This window comes from Thioalkalivibrio sp. AKL19, from assembly GCF_000420165.1.
In the GTDB taxonomy this organism is placed as follows: domain Bacteria; phylum Pseudomonadota; class Gammaproteobacteria; order Ectothiorhodospirales; family Ectothiorhodospiraceae; genus Thioalkalivibrio.
Window position 1 is genome coordinate 1 of sequence record NZ_ATUK01000014.1, and the last position, 15,000, is coordinate 15,000.

Annotated in this window: 16 protein-coding genes and 2 rRNA genes (1 of these 18 only partly in view); 7 read left to right on the forward strand and 11 right to left on the reverse strand. The window is 65.4% G+C overall.

The genetic code is table 11. The annotated features are described in order from the left end of the window. The 5 genes from F817_RS0109700 to F817_RS0109720 all read right to left on the reverse strand — a co-directional run. A partial coding sequence (locus tag F817_RS0109700) for an IS481 family transposase (RefSeq protein WP_024326058.1) occupies positions 1-1,026 on the reverse strand: 1,026 nt, incomplete at its 3' end. 281 nt (positions 1,027-1,307) lie between these two features. Then, on the reverse strand, positions 1,308-1,919 hold the full coding sequence (locus F817_RS0109705) for a DUF3501 family protein (protein WP_024327466.1): 612 nt from the start codon (positions 1,917-1,919) through the stop codon (positions 1,308-1,310). A gap of 33 nt (positions 1,920-1,952) precedes the next feature. Continuing rightward, positions 1,953-2,258 carry an encapsulin-associated ferritin-like protein gene (locus F817_RS0109710; RefSeq protein ID WP_018142071.1) on the reverse strand — a complete coding sequence of 102 codons (306 nt, stop codon included), beginning with the start codon at positions 2,256-2,258 and terminating at the stop codon, positions 1,953-1,955. A 62-nt stretch (positions 2,259-2,320) separates the two neighbouring features. Next, positions 2,321-3,673: a heterodisulfide reductase-related iron-sulfur binding cluster gene (locus F817_RS0109715; RefSeq protein ID WP_024327467.1), complete on the reverse strand. Its 1,353-nt coding sequence runs from the start codon at positions 3,671-3,673 to the stop codon at positions 2,321-2,323. A 153-nt stretch (positions 3,674-3,826) separates the two neighbouring features. Next, entirely contained in the window at positions 3,827-4,246 is a 420-nt protein-coding gene (locus F817_RS0109720; protein WP_017940769.1) for a rubrerythrin family protein, read from the reverse strand. A gap of 237 nt (positions 4,247-4,483) precedes the next feature. On the opposite strand from F817_RS0109720, the gene F817_RS0109725 reads away from it, so the two are divergent. Genes F817_RS0109725 through queD form a run of 4 tightly spaced genes read left to right on the forward strand, consistent with a single transcriptional unit; the run spans position 4,484 to position 8,034 of the window. Then, positions 4,484-4,789, forward strand: a complete 306-nt coding sequence (locus F817_RS0109725) for an exodeoxyribonuclease VII small subunit (protein WP_024327468.1) — start codon at positions 4,484-4,486, stop codon at positions 4,787-4,789. A gap of 10 nt (positions 4,790-4,799) precedes the next feature. Further along, positions 4,800-5,693 (forward strand): (2E,6E)-farnesyl diphosphate synthase, encoded by an 894-nt coding sequence (gene ispA, locus F817_RS0109730; protein ID WP_024327469.1) that lies wholly within the window; start codon positions 4,800-4,802, stop codon positions 5,691-5,693. Positions 5,694-5,706: 13 nt separating this feature from the next. Further along, complete coding sequence (dxs, locus tag F817_RS0109735) at positions 5,707-7,608, forward strand: 1-deoxy-D-xylulose-5-phosphate synthase (RefSeq protein ID WP_024327470.1); 1,902 nt, start codon at positions 5,707-5,709, stop codon at positions 7,606-7,608. Positions 7,609-7,650: 42 nt separating this feature from the next. Further along, the gene (gene queD / locus F817_RS0109740) at positions 7,651-8,034 is read left to right on the forward strand and encodes a 6-carboxytetrahydropterin synthase QueD (protein WP_024327471.1); all 384 of its coding nucleotides are present in this window, start codon (positions 7,651-7,653) and stop codon (positions 8,032-8,034) included. A gap of 189 nt (positions 8,035-8,223) precedes the next feature. Here the strand turns inward: queD and F817_RS0109745 are convergent, their stop codons facing one another. The 3 genes from F817_RS0109745 to F817_RS0109755 form a co-directional block, all read right to left on the reverse strand. Next, a complete protein-coding gene (locus F817_RS0109745; RefSeq protein ID WP_024327472.1) occupies positions 8,224-9,642 on the reverse strand; it encodes a PhoH family protein in 1,419 nt (472 codons plus the stop codon). A 31-nt stretch (positions 9,643-9,673) separates the two neighbouring features. After that, positions 9,674-10,150, reverse strand: coding sequence for a peroxiredoxin (locus F817_RS0109750; protein ID WP_024327473.1), 477 nt, complete (start codon positions 10,148-10,150; stop codon positions 9,674-9,676). Positions 10,151-10,222: 72 nt separating this feature from the next. Then, on the reverse strand, positions 10,223-10,777 hold the full coding sequence (locus F817_RS0109755) for a glycine cleavage system protein R (protein ID WP_024327474.1): 555 nt from the start codon (positions 10,775-10,777) through the stop codon (positions 10,223-10,225). A gap of 228 nt (positions 10,778-11,005) precedes the next feature. Here F817_RS0109755 and dapA point away from each other — a divergent pair, with 228 nt between their 5' ends. The 3 genes from dapA to F817_RS0109770 are packed head-to-tail and all read left to right on the forward strand — an operon-like array spanning position 11,006 to position 13,848. Further along, the gene (gene dapA, locus F817_RS0109760; RefSeq protein WP_024327475.1) at positions 11,006-11,884 is read left to right on the forward strand and encodes a 4-hydroxy-tetrahydrodipicolinate synthase; all 879 of its coding nucleotides are present in this window, start codon (positions 11,006-11,008) and stop codon (positions 11,882-11,884) included. A gap of 8 nt (positions 11,885-11,892) precedes the next feature. Next, on the forward strand, positions 11,893-13,059 hold the full coding sequence (gene bamC / locus F817_RS0109765; RefSeq protein WP_024327476.1) for an outer membrane protein assembly factor BamC: 1,167 nt from the start codon (positions 11,893-11,895) through the stop codon (positions 13,057-13,059). Between the two features lie 18 nt (positions 13,060-13,077). Continuing rightward, positions 13,078-13,848 (forward strand): MBL fold metallo-hydrolase, encoded by a 771-nt coding sequence (locus F817_RS0109770; protein ID WP_024327477.1) that lies wholly within the window; start codon positions 13,078-13,080, stop codon positions 13,846-13,848. Between the two features lie 146 nt (positions 13,849-13,994). Here F817_RS0109770 and F817_RS0109775 read toward each other — a convergent pair whose 3' ends face one another. The 3 genes from F817_RS0109775 to F817_RS0109785 form a co-directional block, all read right to left on the reverse strand. Beyond that, a complete protein-coding gene (locus F817_RS0109775) occupies positions 13,995-14,201 on the reverse strand; it encodes a hypothetical protein (RefSeq protein ID WP_024327478.1) in 207 nt (68 codons plus the stop codon). A 118-nt stretch (positions 14,202-14,319) separates the two neighbouring features. Beyond that, positions 14,320-14,435 (reverse strand): 5S ribosomal RNA (rrf, locus tag F817_RS0109780). 113 nt (positions 14,436-14,548) lie between these two features. Then, positions 14,549-15,000: ribosomal RNA gene (locus tag F817_RS0109785) — 23S ribosomal RNA — on the reverse strand (it continues 2,427 nt past the right edge of the window).

Below are 15,000 nucleotides of genomic sequence, written 5' to 3' on the forward strand. Positions count from 1 at the left end.
CAGCGGGCCGGGGTCGCGGCAGTCGGGCGTGTTTCTTGGGTACTTGTCAGGTCTCGGCTGGTTATAAACGCGTTTTCGAAAGCAGTCGGGGTGGGTTTGCTGCCACGCCTTGAGGGCTGCTACGGGCGTTCGGTGGCCCAGGGCCTTTTGCTGGATGGCGTGGTTGTACAGGTACAGGTAGTGGTACAGGGCGTCCTGCATCTGCTCGCTGGAGTCGATGTGGTAGGTGCGCAGAAGATCGGCAATGCGCCCGTTGAAGCGCTCGACCATCCCGTTCGTCTGGGGTTTTCTGGGCGGGGTCAGGCGGTGCTGGATGCCGTGGTCGGTGCACAGCCGGTCGAATGGGTGACGGCCCGTCGGTTGGCGCTCTCCGGTGACCACAAAACGGTCGGTGAACTCCTTGCCGTTGTCGGTCAGTACATGCGTGATGTAGAACGGTGCCCGATCCAGCAGCCGCTTCAGAAAGTCGCGCGCGGCCGCCCCGGACTTGGATGAACGAACCTCGAGGTCGACCCAGCGGGTCGCTCGATCGATGGCCACGAACAGATAGCGACGCGAGGACTCTTCAGCCAGCTTCGGCAGGTACTTCACGTCCACATGCACAAAGCCTGGGGCATACGCCTTGAAGGCCTTTCGGGGTGACGCGAGTTCCCCCTCGGCCTGCTGCCGCAGCGCCTTCAGGCTGGCCACGCCGTGGCGGCGCAGGCAGCGGTCCAGGGCGGCGCGGCTCAGGTCCGGCTGCACGAACTCGCGGGCCACAACCAGCAGATCATCCAGCGACAGCCACAGCCACTCGCGTACCGCGATGAGGATGGCTTCCTCTCCGGGCGTCAGGGCCGTGTTCATCCGGTGCGGGCGGTGAGACCGGTCCTGGGTGTCTTCCCGGTGGCGCCACTTCATCACCGTATGGCGACTGATGCCCAGGCGGCGTGCCAGGTCCCGGTGACGGACCGACGGCGGTGCTTGCTGGATCTCGCGCCGGGTCCGTGGGGTGGTACGGGCGTTCACGTGAATCGCACTGGGCATCGAATCACCTCCGGTGGGGTTCTGCCAACAGGGTAGTCAGCCACTCCCGAGCTCGAAACAGCGGCTCCTTCTCCGACGGTAGGTAACCACCTGAGACCTGACAGGTACTTCTTTGCACGAGCAAAGAAGTACCTCGCGGCGCGCTGGCGAGTCAGCGCCGGGCAGTATGCGGACCGAAGCCACCGTAAACACCAAGGGACGAACCAGGACCAGCCACAAGTGCGCCGGAAACGAAAAAGGCGCCCGGAGGCGCCTTTCGTGAAGCGGGCATAGGGACCGCGTCAGTTGACGGCGTCGAGGTCGCCGGCCAGCGATTCGCGGGTGCCTTCGGCGACCGCATCCACCCGGTGGTTGTAGTTCTCGTGCTCCACCCCGATGGCGATCGCCGCCCCCGACTTGGCCGCGGAGACCATCTCCGGCGTCAGCTCGAAGCGCAGGAAGTGCACCGACGAGGTCTTGTCATCAGTCTCGCGGTCGAGGTCCTCGTTCGCGATCGGGTAGACCTTGTCATGACCCTCGACCTGCACGTAGGTCTTGCGCTCGATCCCGATCAGCTTGGACAACTGCACCTTGCGCTCGTCCACGTCCGGGTACTCGACCATCATGGTCGCCTTCCAGTTGGCGCCGTCCGGAATCAGCGGATTGTAGGCGTCCAGCTCGTCCTGGATGCCCTCGGCGTCGAAGATCTTCTCGACCCGCAGCATCTCCTGGATCTGGTACTGCATGGTGGTGCGATCCTCGAAGTGCAGGGTCACCGCCGGCCCCACCTGCACGACGCGATTGCGCTTGTGCTGCATCACTTCGTTGCGGAACTGGGACCGTACCTCGTGGTACTTCTCCAGCGAATACAGGTCTTCACGACTCAGCTTGTCCACAGTTGCCTCCATCTGCATCTCGATACCTCCGTCTCGTCGGACGGGCACCCCTCAGTGATCGTGGTGATGCCCGGTCTTCGTGTAGTCCTTGTCGGACCAGAGGTTGTCTTTCAGTTCGTGATCGAACACCGGGTTATGCCGGCGGATCCACTCCAGCACCATCGCGGCGTGCTCGATCTCCTCGTCGCGGTTATGCGCGAGGATTGCCTTGAGTTCCTCGTCCTTGCAGCCATCGATGCGCTGCTGGTACCAGTCCACCGCCTCGAGTTCTTCCATCAGCGACACGATCGCGCGATGCATCTCGCGCGACTCGTCGCTCAGTTCCTCGACCGGTTCGTGGTAGCTGTCACTGGCCATGGGTTCTCTCCGTTCATGGACGCTCGTTCACATCCTTTCTGGTTCTGGTACTCCGCGACCACCTACAGCCCGTAGGCCTGACGCAGCAGGGTCAGCGGGTGCTCGGGCCCTTTCTCCTCGCCCTTGCCCTGCAGCCCGTTCTCGATCATGTGGCCGGCCATCGGGCAGTCGCTCGAGTAGTGGTCGGACTCGGCCTTCTGCACGCGGCTGACGACCGGACGGCAGATCTTGCTGGCCGTCTCGTAGAATTCGCTCTTCACGGCGTACGTGCCATCGTGCCCCGAGCAGCGCTCGATCACGTCGATCTCGGTGTCCGGCACCAGCTTGAGCAGGTCACGGGTCTTCAGACCCATGTTCTGCACCCGCAGGTGGCAGGCGGCGTGGTAGGCAATCTTGCCCAGCTTCTCGGGGAAGTCGGTGTTGAGCTTACCGTCCTTGTGCCGCTCCATCAGGTACTCGAACGGGTCGAAGATACGGTCGCGAACAGCGATCACGTCGGCATCATCCGGGAACATCAGCGGCAGTTCCTGCTTGAACATCAGGACACAGGACGGCACCGGGGCAACGATGTCGTAGCCCTGGTCGATCATGCGCTTCATCGCCGGGATGTTCGCGTCCTTGGAGGCCTCCACCGATTCCAGATCACCCAGCTCGAGCTTGGGCATGCCGCAGCACTGTTCCTTGTCGACCAGGGTGACCTCGATGCCGTTGTGTTCGAAGACCTTGACCAGGTCCTCAACCAGGTGCGGCTCGTTGTAGTTGCCGTAGCAGGTCGCGTAGAGGGCGACCTTGCCCTGGGTGGCGCCGGCCGGTTCGGGATTGCTGACGCCCTGGGCGGTCTTGGCAACGCGTGAGCGCCCCTTGCTGGAATGGTATTCGGGGACCGGGGCGTCCGGGTGCACGCCCATGGTCTTGTCCAGCATCTTGCGGACCGCGCCGTTCTTGTTCGCGGCATTGACCGCGCCGGCCACCACCGGGATGCCGGCCAGCTTGCCGACCATGTCCGTGCTGGACATCAGCTTGTGCGAGGTCTTGGCGCCCTCGTTCTGGTAGCGGAAGGCCTTGGCCCGCAACATCAGGTGCGGGAAGTCCACGTTCCACTCGTGCGGCGGCACATAGGGGCACTTGGTCAGGTAACACAGATCACACAGGTAACAGTGATCGACCACCTGCCAGTAGTCCTTCTTGTCGACGCCGTCGACCTCCAGGGTCTCGGATTCGTCGACCAGATCGAACAGCGTAGGGAAGGAGTTGCAGAGGCTGACGCAGCGCCGGCAGCCGTGGCAGATATCGAAGACCCGCTCGAGCTCGGAGAACAGCGACTCCTCGTTATAGAACTCGGGGTTCTTCCAGTCGATTGGATGGCGAGTCGGGGCTTCGAGACTTCCTTCACGTTGGTGCGTCGGCGCAGACATGCATCCCTCCGGTATCCGTATCAGTACGATGCTTCGAGGGAAACACGGAACAGCTTGCGGGGCGAACTTCCCGTCGCGCCACACGCTGTTCCGTATTTCCCGGAAAACGGGGCCGGCGTACCGGCCCCGCATGCTTCCGTTACCGCAGGACGATCAGTCGTCCAGCTGGTCCAGGGCCTTCTGGAAGCGGTTGGCGTGGGAACGCTCCGCCTTGGCCAGGGTTTCGAACCAGTCGGCGACTTCGTCGAAGCCTTCGTCACGGGCGGTCTTGGCCATGCCCGGGTACATGTCGGTGTACTCGTGGGTCTCGCCGGCGACGGCCGTCTTCAGGTTGGCGGAGGTGGAGCCGAACTCCAGACCGGTGGCCGGATCGCCGCAGCTCTCGAGGTACTCGAGGTGGCCGTGGGCGTGGCCGGTTTCGCCTTCCGCGGTGGAACGGAACACGGTGGCCACGTCGTTGTAGCCTTCCACGTCCGCCTTGGAAGCGAAGTACAGGTAACGGCGGTTGGCCATCGATTCGCCGGCAAAGGCCTCTTTCAGGGCTTCTTCGGTCTTGCTGCCTTTCAGGTCCATGGTGCTCTCCTTCTCTCTGGATAAGTTCTACACAACCACAGGAATGCCTGTGCAGACGGTTGTTTAGACTCGGTCTAAACCGTACGAAAACTCTAGTCGGCACCCGGTTCAGTGTCAACCGGAAGCCCTGTCCATCATGGGGGTGTCGGTCGCAATATCAAGGGCGAGTCACGGACACGCCTTTCCTCGCCGAAGCGGATCGGATACTTTCTCACCTTTTCGACCCGGTGATCCATCATGTCCGACCCATCCAGCGCCGACAGCCCGGCGGAATTCGAAGCCAGCCTGGAAGCCCTGGAGGCCCTGGTTGCCCGGATGGAATCCGGCGAACTGGGCCTGGAACAGTCGCTGGGCGAATTCCAGCGCGGCATGGAACTGGTCAACCGTTGTCAGCGGGCCCTGGACGACGCCCAGCGCCGGATCGAGGCCCTGGCCCAGGAGCCCCCCTCCGACGCCTCCGCCCAGAGTGACCACGACGGAAACGCGAACGTTCCCCGGACACCGGCTGCGCAGGACAGCACGGACCCCGATGTCCCGTTCTAGCGAGTCGCCGTTGACCATCACCGACCCCGGCCAGGCCCTGAGCGACTACCAGCAGCGCATCGAGGCCGTCCTCGATCGCCATCTGGATACGGGCGATGCGCCCGACGCCCGCCTGATCGAGGCCATGCGCTACGCCACGCTGTCCGGCGGCAAGCGCCTGCGCCCGGTACTGGTATACGCCGCCGGGCGAACCACCGGCGCCAACGATCCCGCGCTGGACGCGATGGCCGCCGCAGTGGAAATGATCCACGTCTATTCCCTGATCCATGATGACCTGCCGGCCATGGACGATGACGACCTGCGCCGCGGCCGGCCGACCTGCCACAAGGCTTTCGACGAGGCCACGGCCATCCTGGCCGGGGATGCCCTGCAGGCGCTGGCCTTCGCTGTCCTGACCACGGGCGTCGCGGACCTGCCCGGCAAAACGGGGCTGCAGGCCGTGGGCGAGCTGGCCGGGGCCGCCGGGCTCCACGGGATGGCGGGTGGCCAGGCGATCGACCTCGCGGCCTGCGGCCAGCCCATCGGCCTGCCGGAGCTGGAGCGCATGCACCGGCTGAAGACGGGCGCGCTGATCCGGGCCTCGGTGCGGCTGGGCGCCCTTGCCGGCACACCCGACCCCGATTCCCTGGAGCGCCTGACGCGCTATGCCGAATGTATCGGGCTCGCCTTCCAGATCCGCGACGACGTCCTGGACGTGGAGGGCGACCCCGAGGTCCTGGGCAAGGCCTGTGGCGCGGATGCACGCCTGCACAAGCCCACCTTCCCCTCGCTGCAGGGTCTGGAGGCCTCGCGCGAACGGGCGGTGGCCCTGGTCGACGAGGCGCTGGCCGAACTGCAACCCTTCGGCCAGGAGGCGGACTTGCTTCGCTTCCTCGCGCGTTACATCGTCGACCGCATGAATTGAACCGGCCCCTGCGATGACCCCCACCCCCCTGCTGGATGCAATCGAATGGCCCGCCGACCTGCGGGATCGCCCGGCCTCGGACCTCGTCGGAGTGGCCGGCGAGCTGCGCCAGTTCCTGATCGAGAGCGTCTCGCGCACCGGCGGCCACCTGGCCGCGAACCTGGGAACCGTCGAGCTCGCCATCGCGCTGCACTACGCCTTCGACACCCCGGACGATCGCATTGTCTGGGACGTCGGCCACCAGGCCTACGCGCACAAGATCCTGACCGGCCGTCGCACGGGCATGGCCCAGCTGCGCCAGTACGGTGGCCTGGCGGGCTTCCCCAAGCGCGCGGAAAGCGAATACGACGCCTTCGGGGCCGGCCACTCCAGCACCTCCATCAGCGCCGCGGCCGGCATGGCCCTGGCCGCGAAGCACGCCGGGCTGGACCGACGCCACGTGGCGGTGATCGGCGACGGCGCGATGACCGCGGGCATGGCCTTCGAGGCGCTGAACCACATCGGCGATCTCGACTGCAACCTGCTGGTGATCCTGAACGACAACGACATGTCGATCTCGCCCAACGTCGGCGCGCTCAACCAGTACTTCACCCGGCTGCTGTCCGGCCCGCTGTACAGCTCGGTGCGCGAGGGCTCCAAGCGCATGCTGGAGTTCGTCCCGCCGATGAAGGCTTTCGCCCAGCGTGCCGAGGAACACATGAAGGGCATGTTCGTGCCCGGCACGCTGTTCGAGGAACTGGGCTTTCGCTACTTCGGCCCGGTGGATGGCCACGACGTGAACGGCCTGGTCTCGATCCTGAAGAACCTGCGCGGGACCCACGGGCCGCAGCTGCTGCACGTCGTCACGCGCAAGGGTCAGGGTTACGCGCCGGCGGAGGAAGACCCCTGCCGCTATCACGGCGTGTCCAAGTTCGAGCCGGAGAATGGCCTCGCCCCCTCGGGCCCGAAGGCCCCGACCTACACCGACATTTTCAGCCAGTGGCTGTGCGATCAGGCCGCGGCCGACGAACGCCTGCTGGGCATTACCCCGGCGATGCGCGAGGGCTCGGGCCTGGTCGCGTTCTCCGAACAGTTCCCCGAGCGCTATTTCGACGTCGGCATCGCCGAGCAGCATGCCGTCACCTTGGCGGCCGGCATGGCCTGCGAGGACCAGAAGCCGGTGGTCGCGATCTATTCGACCTTCCTGCAACGCGCCATGGATCAGGTGATCCACGACGTCGCACTGCAGAATTTGCCGGTGCTTTTCGCCGTGGATCGGGCCGGGATCGTCGGCGCCGATGGCCCGACCCATGCCGGCACCTTCGACACGGCCCTGCTGCGCACGGTCCCCAACCTGCTGCTGATGGCACCCGCCAACGAGCGCGAGTGTCGCCAGATGCTGTCCACCGGCTTCGCCCACGACGGCCCGGCCGCGGTGCGTTATCCGCGCGGTGGCGGGCCCGGCGCGCTACCGGACGGCGGCAGCGAAGACCTGGAGACGCTACCGGTGGGGCGTGCCGAGGTCGTACGCGAAGGCCAAGGCCTGGCGATTCTGAGCTTTGGCGCGCTGCTGGAGACCGCCCTCGCAGCCGGCGAGGCGCTGGACGCCACCGTGGTCAACATGCGCTTCATCAAGCCACTGGACACGGCGCTGCTGGAGCAACTGGCGGCGGACCACCAGGGCTTCGTGACGCTGGAGGACCATGCCCGCGCCGGCGGGGCCGGTAGCGCCGTGCTGGAATGGCTCTCGGCCGAGGGCCTGACCCTGCCCTGCCAGGTGCTGGGCATCCCGGATGTCTTCACCGAACACGGTTCGCGCGAACAGATCCTCGCCGACTGCGGCCTCGATGCCGAAGGCGTACTGGCCACGATTCGCCACGCCTTCGGGCAGGAGAATTGCGCGGACGACGGTGGCCGGCTAGGCTTCGCGGGCTAATCAAAACCCGGCCGCCAAAGGCCGCTCGCCCGGAAGCCGAACATGAGCGCCCGTTACACCCTTCGCGTCCTGACCGACTTTGCCTCCGCGCATACCCTGCGCGACTACCCGGGGCAGTGCGCGAACATGCACGGGCACAACTGGAAGGTGGAGGCCGAGGTCCAGGCCGAGACCCTGAACGACGCCGGCATGGCGGTGGACTTCAAGGTGGTCAAGACCGCCGCGCGCGAGATCGCCGGGCAGCTGGATCACCGCTACCTGAACGACGTCCCGCCGTTCGACACAGTCAACCCCACGGCCGAGAACATTGCCCAGTGGTTCTTCCGCGAGATGGCCGGACGCCTGAACCGCCCGGGCCTGCGTATGCACGCGCTGACCCTGTGGGAGACCGACCGCGCCTGCGTGCGCTACAGCGAAGACGGCTGAGCCCATTCCTCGCAACTGGCACCGTCATTGCGAGGAGCCGAAGGCGACGCGGCAACCTCCGGAAGCTCGCGCTGAGCAAGATACGGAATCTGATGGCCCCGGACGGAGGTCGCCACGTCGCTTCGCTCCTCGCGATGACGGTGCTCGTTTCCCGCGCCGTTGCCGCCCCCGCGCTTGCCATCCCACCTTCTACAAGTGATTCGAGGCGTAGTCCGCCAGCCGCGAGCGCTCCCCGCGCGTCAGCGTGATGTGGCCGCTGTGGGTCCAGTTGCGGAACCGGTCCACGACATAGGTTAGCCCGCTGGAGGTCTCGGTCAGGTATGGGGTGTCGATCTGCGCGATGTTGCCCAGCGCCACCACCTTCGTTCCCGGTCCGGCGCGGGTGATCAGCGTTTTCATCTGCTTGGAGGTCAGGTTCTGCGCCTCGTCGAGGATGATGTAGCGGTTGAGGAAGGTGCGCCCACGCATGAAGTTCAGCGAGCGGATCTTGATGCGGCTGGTCAGCACGTCGTTGGTGGCCGCGCGCCCCCAGTCCCCGGCGCCCTCGGACTTGGCCAGCACCTCAAGGTTGTCCATCAGGGCCCCCATCCACGGGGTCATCTTTTCCTCTTCGGTCCCGGGCAGGAAGCCAATGTCCTCGCCCACCGGGACCGTGACCCGGGTCATGATGATCTCCTTGTAGGTGTTGTCCTCCAGCGTCTGCGCGAGCCCGGCCGCCAGCGTCAGCAGGGTCTTTCCGGTGCCGGCGGCCCCCAGCAGGGAGACAAAATCCACCTCCGGGTCCATCAGCAGGTTCAGGGCGTAGTTCTGCTCGCGGTTGCGGGCATTGATGCCCCAGACGCTGTGGCGCGGGGTCATGTAGTCGTCGACCAGCTCGATGACCGCGGACTCGTTCGGCTGGTCGATCTCCAGCACGATCGCGGACAGCGGGTTCTCGCCTTCGCGGTAGACGAACTGGTTGGGCTGCCACTCGGCGACCAGCGGTCCGGTCACGCGATAGTAGGTGCGCCCGGACTCCTGCCACGAGTCCATCCTGGCGCCGTGGGTCTCCCAGAAGTCCTCCGGCAGTTCGGCCATGCCGGAGAACAGCAGACTGACGTCGTCCAGCACCTGGTCGTTGTAGTAGTCCTCCGCGTGCAGGCCGATCACCGCGGCCTTGATGCGCAGGTTGATGTCCTTCGACACCAGCGTGACCGGGGTATCGGGATATTCCGTCTTCAGCGCCTGGGCCGTGGCCAGGATGTCGTTGTCGGCCGAGGAGCCCGGCAGCGAGGCCGGCAGGCTGGACGAAAGGTTGCGGGTCTGGAAGAAGAGGCGGCCGCTGGGCGCGAAGGTGGAGTCGCTGAGCGAATCCGCCTGCAGCGGCAACCCGGCGGCGATCTGCTCGTGCTGGGCCCCGGTGGTGAGCTCGTCAATGAAGCGCGAGACCTGGCGTACGTTGCGCGCGACCTCGGAGAGCCCCTTCTTGCCACGGTCGAGCTCTTCGAGCACGACCATGGGCAGGAAGATGTCGTGCTCCTTGAAGCGGAACAGCGCCGTCGGGTCGTGCATCAGGACGTTGGTGTCCAGGACAAGCAGGCGTTTCGGATCCTGGTCGGTCGCGGTCATGGCGCCTCCGGAACGAGGGTAGGGAAAAGGGTCAGCTCCCGGCGAGTTCACGCACCGCGGCGAGGACCTCGTCCACGTGCCCCGGCACCTTCACCTTGCGCCACTCCTTGCGCAGCACGCCGTCGGCATCGATCAGGAACGTGGAGCGCTCGATGCCCCGCACCTGCTTGCCATACATGTTCTTCATCTTGATGACGTCGAAGGCGTTGCACAGCGTCTCGTCGCCATCGCTCAACAGGTCGAATGGCAGTTCCTGTTTGGTGCGGAAATTCTCGTGGCTCTTCACGCTGTCGCGCGACACGCCAAGGATCACGGCGCCGGCCGCACCGAAGGCATCCAGGTTGGCGGCGAAATCACGGCTCTCGTTGGTACAGCCCGGGGTGTTGTCCTTGGGGTAGAAATACAGGACCACGATCCGGCCCTTGAAGTCGGCCGGTCCCAGGGTCTGGTCGCCGGTCGCCGGCACGCGCAGGTCGGCGGGAACGGGCTGGTCGATTGCGATGCTCATCAGGCGTTTCTCCTCGAATCGTGCGTCTTGAGGTGGCAAGGCGTGGACCGCGACGCGAAAGGCCCGGCCACATCAGGCCTTGATCGGGTCCAGCACACCGTCCACGTTGAGTTCGTCACAAAAATCCATGAACTCGCCGCGCAGGCTGGCAAGGTGCTGCCCTGCGGGGATGTCCACCACCATGTTGGCCGCGAACATGCGCGCCCCGGTCTGCTGGGCGATGTACACCCGGGTCTGGACGTCGCGCAGGTTCACGCCGCGGCTGGTGAAGAAGTCGGCGAGGGCATTCAGCAGGCCCGGGGCATCCAGCGCCACCGCATCCACGGCATAGGGCATGGCCGCCTCGGGGCGTTCGTCCAGGGGGCCTCGGCGAGCCACCACGACCAGCCCCATCTCCGCCTCCAGGCGCTCCAGGCGCGATTCCAGCGTACCCAGGGTCTTCCAGTTGCCACTCGCGCTGAGGGCCATGCAGCAATAGCCGCCCACGACCGTGATCCGGCTGGATTCGAGATTGCAGCCGGTATCGACGATCACGCGCGTCACGCTGGAGACCAGACCGGGCTGGTCCGGCCCGATGAGATTGAGGATCAGGTGGGTGTGGGCGCCCGCGCCAACCACTTCAGCCATGCGCCACCTGCCGGCTGCTCGCAGGGCCGGGGGCGGGCCGTCGCCCGGGGATGCTTGGCATGAAAGCGGCAACAGGCATGATGGCTCGCAACATACCACCTTGCCCTCGCGGCGCCAACGGCGGCACGGCGCCCGAAACCGGCGGCCGGTGCCGCCCCGGCCGCGGGAATCTTGAATGCCTTGTCACCCGCCCGTTAGACTGCACCATTCCCGTTGTTGGAGGAGTCGATGTTTCAAGGCAGCATGGTCGCACTGGCGACCCCGATGCACGCGGACCGCAGCCTGGACTGGCCGGCGCTGGATCGGCTCCTGGAGTTCCACATCGAGGCTGGCACCGATGCCATCGTCGCGGTCGGCACCACCGGCGAATCCGCTACGCTCGATTTCGACGAGCACTGCGAGGCCATCGCCCACACGGTGAAGACCGTCGGCGGGCGCCTGCCGGTGATCGCGGGCACCGGCGCGAACTCCACGCGCGAGGCCATCGCGCTGACCCACTGCGCCAAGGAAGGTGGTGCGGATGCCTGCCTCCTGGTGTCGCCGTACTACAACAAGCCAACCCAGGAAGGCCTCTACCTGCATCACAAGGCGATTGCCGAGGCCGTCGACATCCCGCAGATCCTGTACAACGTACCCGGCCGCACGGCAGTGGATTTGCTGCCCGAGACGGTGGAACGCCTGGCCGACATCCCGAACATCATCGGCATCAAGGAAGCCACGGCCAGCAACGAGCGAACCGCCGAACTGGTCGCCCGGGTCGGAAACCGCATGGATCTGTACAGCGGAGACGACGGGAACGGACTGGCCTTCCTGCTCGCGGGTGGCCACGGGGTCATCTCGGTCACCGCGAACGTGGCGCCCCGGCTGATGGCCGCGATGTGCCGCGCCGTCCGCGAGGGCCGCTTTGACGAGGCGCGGAAAATCAACCGCGAACTCGATGGTCTGCATTCAGCCCTGTTCCTCGAGGCCAACCCGATTCCGGTCAAATGGGCGCTGCATCGCATGGGGCTCATGGAGGAAGGTATCCGCCTGCCTCTGACTCCGTTGTCCGAACCCTTCCATGCGCCGGTCCTGGACGCGATGCGTCAGGCCGGCATAGAGGTCTGATCCCCGACATGAAACAGTCTGCCAAGCTCCATCGCCACGCAACCCGAACCGCCCTTGCCCTGGCCACCGGGCTGGCGATCGCCGGGTGTTCCACTTCGGGGGACCGCCAGTCCGGTCCCGAGTACGAAATGAGCCGGCAGATGGACAACCTTGAAGTCCCGCCGGACCTGATCGCGCCCGACAGCGAGCGCGCCTACCGCATCCCGGATGCGCCAGGCGAACGGGTCAGCGCCCGGGAGATGCAACAGGACTCCGCAGCCCGTCAGCAACAGCGCCAGCCCGCAGGAGCCACGGCCCCGGTGCGCAGCGACGCCAGGGTGCTGCCGGAGACCGCCGACGTCGAGCTGATGCGAGAGGGCAGCGTCCGCTGGCTGAGCGTCGAGGCACCGCCTGAGGACCTCTGGGAACGCCTTGCGGTCTTCTGGGACAGCCAGAACCTGCGCCTGGAACGCAACGAACCGCAAGTCGGCATTATGGAAACCGAATGGGCTGAAGACCGCGCCGGCATCCCGCTGCGCGGGACCCAGAACATCTTCGCCCGGGCCCTGGGCAATGTGTACGACGCCAACACGCGGGACAAGTACCGCTTGCGCGTGGAACGTGACAACGGGCGGTCCGCGATCTACATCTCGCACCGCGGCGCCGCGGAAGAGCCCGAAGGCGAGACCTGGCGCTGGGCGATGCGCCCCTCCGACCCCGAACTCGAGGCCGAGATGCTCAATCGGCTGCGGGTCTTCCTTGCCACCGGCGAGATGCCCGAGGGCGGTACCCGCGTCGCCGAAACGATCGGCGATCGTCCCACCGAGCTGCACCAGACGGAACACGAGGGTCAGCCGGTGCTGGTCATAGGCAGCGACTTCGATCGCATGTGGTCGCAGATGGGCACCCTGCTCGACCGCGCCGGTCTTCTGGTCGATGAGCAGGATCGCCACCGTGGCACCTTCGAGGTCACTTATCGCCCCGACATGGTCGGGGACAGCGAACGCGGTGGGTTCTTCAGTCGGATCTTCGGGCGCGGCGGGGACCGCCGCGAAAACGAGCGCTACCAGGTACGCCTGACCGACATTGGCGACGGGGACCTGCGTATCGAGGCCCGCGACGTCGACGGCGAATCGCTGCGCCGGCGGGATGCCGAGTTCGTCCTGGACCGAATCGAGCAGCAGATCCTCCGTTAGGGGCAGCGTGCGGCTGCGATGATCCGCTTCTGCTCCCTTGGCAGCGGCAGCGCCGGCAATGCGCTGATCGTTGAAATCGGCGCGACCCGTCTGCTGGTGGACTGCGGCTTCTCGGTACAGGAACTCGAACGCCGCATGGCCAGGGTGAATTTATCTCCTAGGGATCTGACCGCCGTCTTGGTCACCCATGAACACGCCGACCATATCGGCGCCACCGCACCGCTTTCCAGGCGCTACGGGCTCACCGTCTTCACCAGCCCCGGAACACGGCTGGCGGCGCGGGACGACCGTTTCTCCAGCATCCAGGAGATCCAGGCGGACGCACCGCTGGAGGTCGACGATGCCTGGATACACCCCTTTACGGTCCCGCACGATTCCCGTGAACCCACCCAGTTCGCATTTTCCGATGGGGACCACCGCCTCGTGCTCATGACCGATGCCGGCCATGTCTCTCCCCATATGGTGGAGATGGCCACGGGGGCGGATGCCTTGTTGCTCGAATGCAACCACGACCCGGGCTTGCTGGCCGCCGGACGTTATCCCCCTTCCCTCAAACGCCGTATCGGTGGTGGCTACGGGCATCTCCCCAACCATGCCGCGACCGAGCTCCTCAACGGCATTGACCAGTCCCGCCTTCGACATGTCGTCGGCATGCATTTGTCCACCGACAACAACCACGCGGACCTGGCCCGCCAGGCACTGGCGGCCGGGCTCGGCTGCGCCCCCTGCGAGACCGCCATTGCCACACAGGACACGGGATTCGACTGGCGCACCACCGCCCCCTGTTGAGCGCAACCCGCGCGAGACGACCCAGCTGATACCGACCCTCCCCGATCGGCTGTCCAGGCGAACCGCGACGTACCAAGCCCCACCCACGGCCTGAACACGTCTAACACCACAGACGCACCCAACTCCGCCGACGCGGACCCGCGCTGCTATCGTCGGGATTCGCGCAGAAAGTAGAGGCCGCCGATCACGAACGCGATCCCAATGATCGTCGCCAAGGGCCCCCCGAAGCCGGACCCCTCGCGCGGTGCAATCGGCGTGAAGGCCAGCTGCCCGCCAAAGATCGCGTACAACCCGACCCCCAACAGCACCAGCCCCACAATCACCAGGCCACCATCCGTCCGTTTCTCACCCACCAAAGCCTCCCACGACCCCCTCGATTCAAAACAACCGAGCCACGTTCGCCCAGCGTGCCCTAAATCCAAAAACAAAAAAAGCCCGACCCCCAAACTGGGAGCCGGGCTTCGGATTAATGCCTGGCGGTGACCTACTCTCACATGGGGAGGCCCCACACTACCATCGGCGCAGAGCAGTTTCACTTCCGAGTTCGGGATGGGATCGGGTGGTTCCTACTCGCTATTGCCGCCAGACAAACTGGCCAGATAACACGGCCGGAGCCATGTCGTCTGAATTCGGAATGCAATATCTAGGCGTGTGTACTTGGTGATGTGTCAGACGAGACCACCAACACTTTGGGTGTTATATGGTCAAGCCGCACGGGCAATTAGTACTGGTTAGCTACACGCGTTACCGCGCTTCAACACCCAGCCTATCAACGTTGTAGTCTTCAACGGCCCTACAGGGACCTCGAGGGTCCAGGGAGATCTCATCTTCAGGTGGGTTTCCCGCTTAGATGCTTTCAGCGGTTATCCCTTCCGCACTTAGCTACCCGGCAGTGCCACTGGCGTGACAACCGGAACACCAGAGGTGCGTCCATCCCGGTCCTCTCGTACTAAGGACAGATCCTGTCAAATCTCCGACGCCCACGGCAGATAGGGACCGAACTGTCTCACGACGTTCTAAACCCAGCTCGCGTACCACTTTAAATGGCGAACAGCCATACCCTTGGGACCTGCTTCAGCCCCAGGATGTGATGAGCCGACATCGAGGTGCCAAACACTGCCGTCGATATGGACTCTTGGGCAGTATCAGCCT

Excerpts from the sequence above, each read along its gene's own strand:
- F817_RS0109745 (WP_024327472.1), bottom strand. The coding sequence starts at position 9,642 with ATGACCGCGACCGACCAGGATCCGAAACGCCTGCTTGTCCTGGACACC.
- F817_RS0109705 (WP_024327466.1), bottom strand. The coding sequence starts at position 1,919 with ATGCAGATGGAGGCAACTGTGGACAAGCTGAGTCGTGAAGACCTGTAT.
- F817_RS0109710 (WP_018142071.1), bottom strand. The coding sequence starts at position 2,258 with ATGGCCAGTGACAGCTACCACGAACCGGTCGAGGAACTGAGCGACGAG.
- F817_RS0109715 (WP_024327467.1), bottom strand. The coding sequence starts at position 3,673 with ATGTCTGCGCCGACGCACCAACGTGAAGGAAGTCTCGAAGCCCCGACT.
- dapA (WP_024327475.1), top strand. The coding sequence starts at position 11,006 with ATGTTTCAAGGCAGCATGGTCGCACTGGCGACCCCGATGCACGCGGAC.
- F817_RS0109770 (WP_024327477.1), top strand. The coding sequence starts at position 13,078 with ATGATCCGCTTCTGCTCCCTTGGCAGCGGCAGCGCCGGCAATGCGCTG.
- F817_RS0109725 (WP_024327468.1), top strand. The coding sequence starts at position 4,484 with ATGTCCGACCCATCCAGCGCCGACAGCCCGGCGGAATTCGAAGCCAGC.
- F817_RS0109720 (WP_017940769.1), bottom strand. The coding sequence starts at position 4,246 with ATGGACCTGAAAGGCAGCAAGACCGAAGAAGCCCTGAAAGAGGCCTTT.
- F817_RS0109755 (WP_024327474.1), bottom strand. The coding sequence starts at position 10,777 with ATGGCTGAAGTGGTTGGCGCGGGCGCCCACACCCACCTGATCCTCAAT.
- dxs (WP_024327470.1), top strand. The coding sequence starts at position 5,707 with ATGACCCCCACCCCCCTGCTGGATGCAATCGAATGGCCCGCCGACCTG.
- F817_RS0109750 (WP_024327473.1), bottom strand. The coding sequence starts at position 10,150 with ATGAGCATCGCAATCGACCAGCCCGTTCCCGCCGACCTGCGCGTGCCG.
- bamC (WP_024327476.1), top strand. The coding sequence starts at position 11,893 with ATGAAACAGTCTGCCAAGCTCCATCGCCACGCAACCCGAACCGCCCTT.
- queD (WP_024327471.1), top strand. The coding sequence starts at position 7,651 with ATGAGCGCCCGTTACACCCTTCGCGTCCTGACCGACTTTGCCTCCGCG.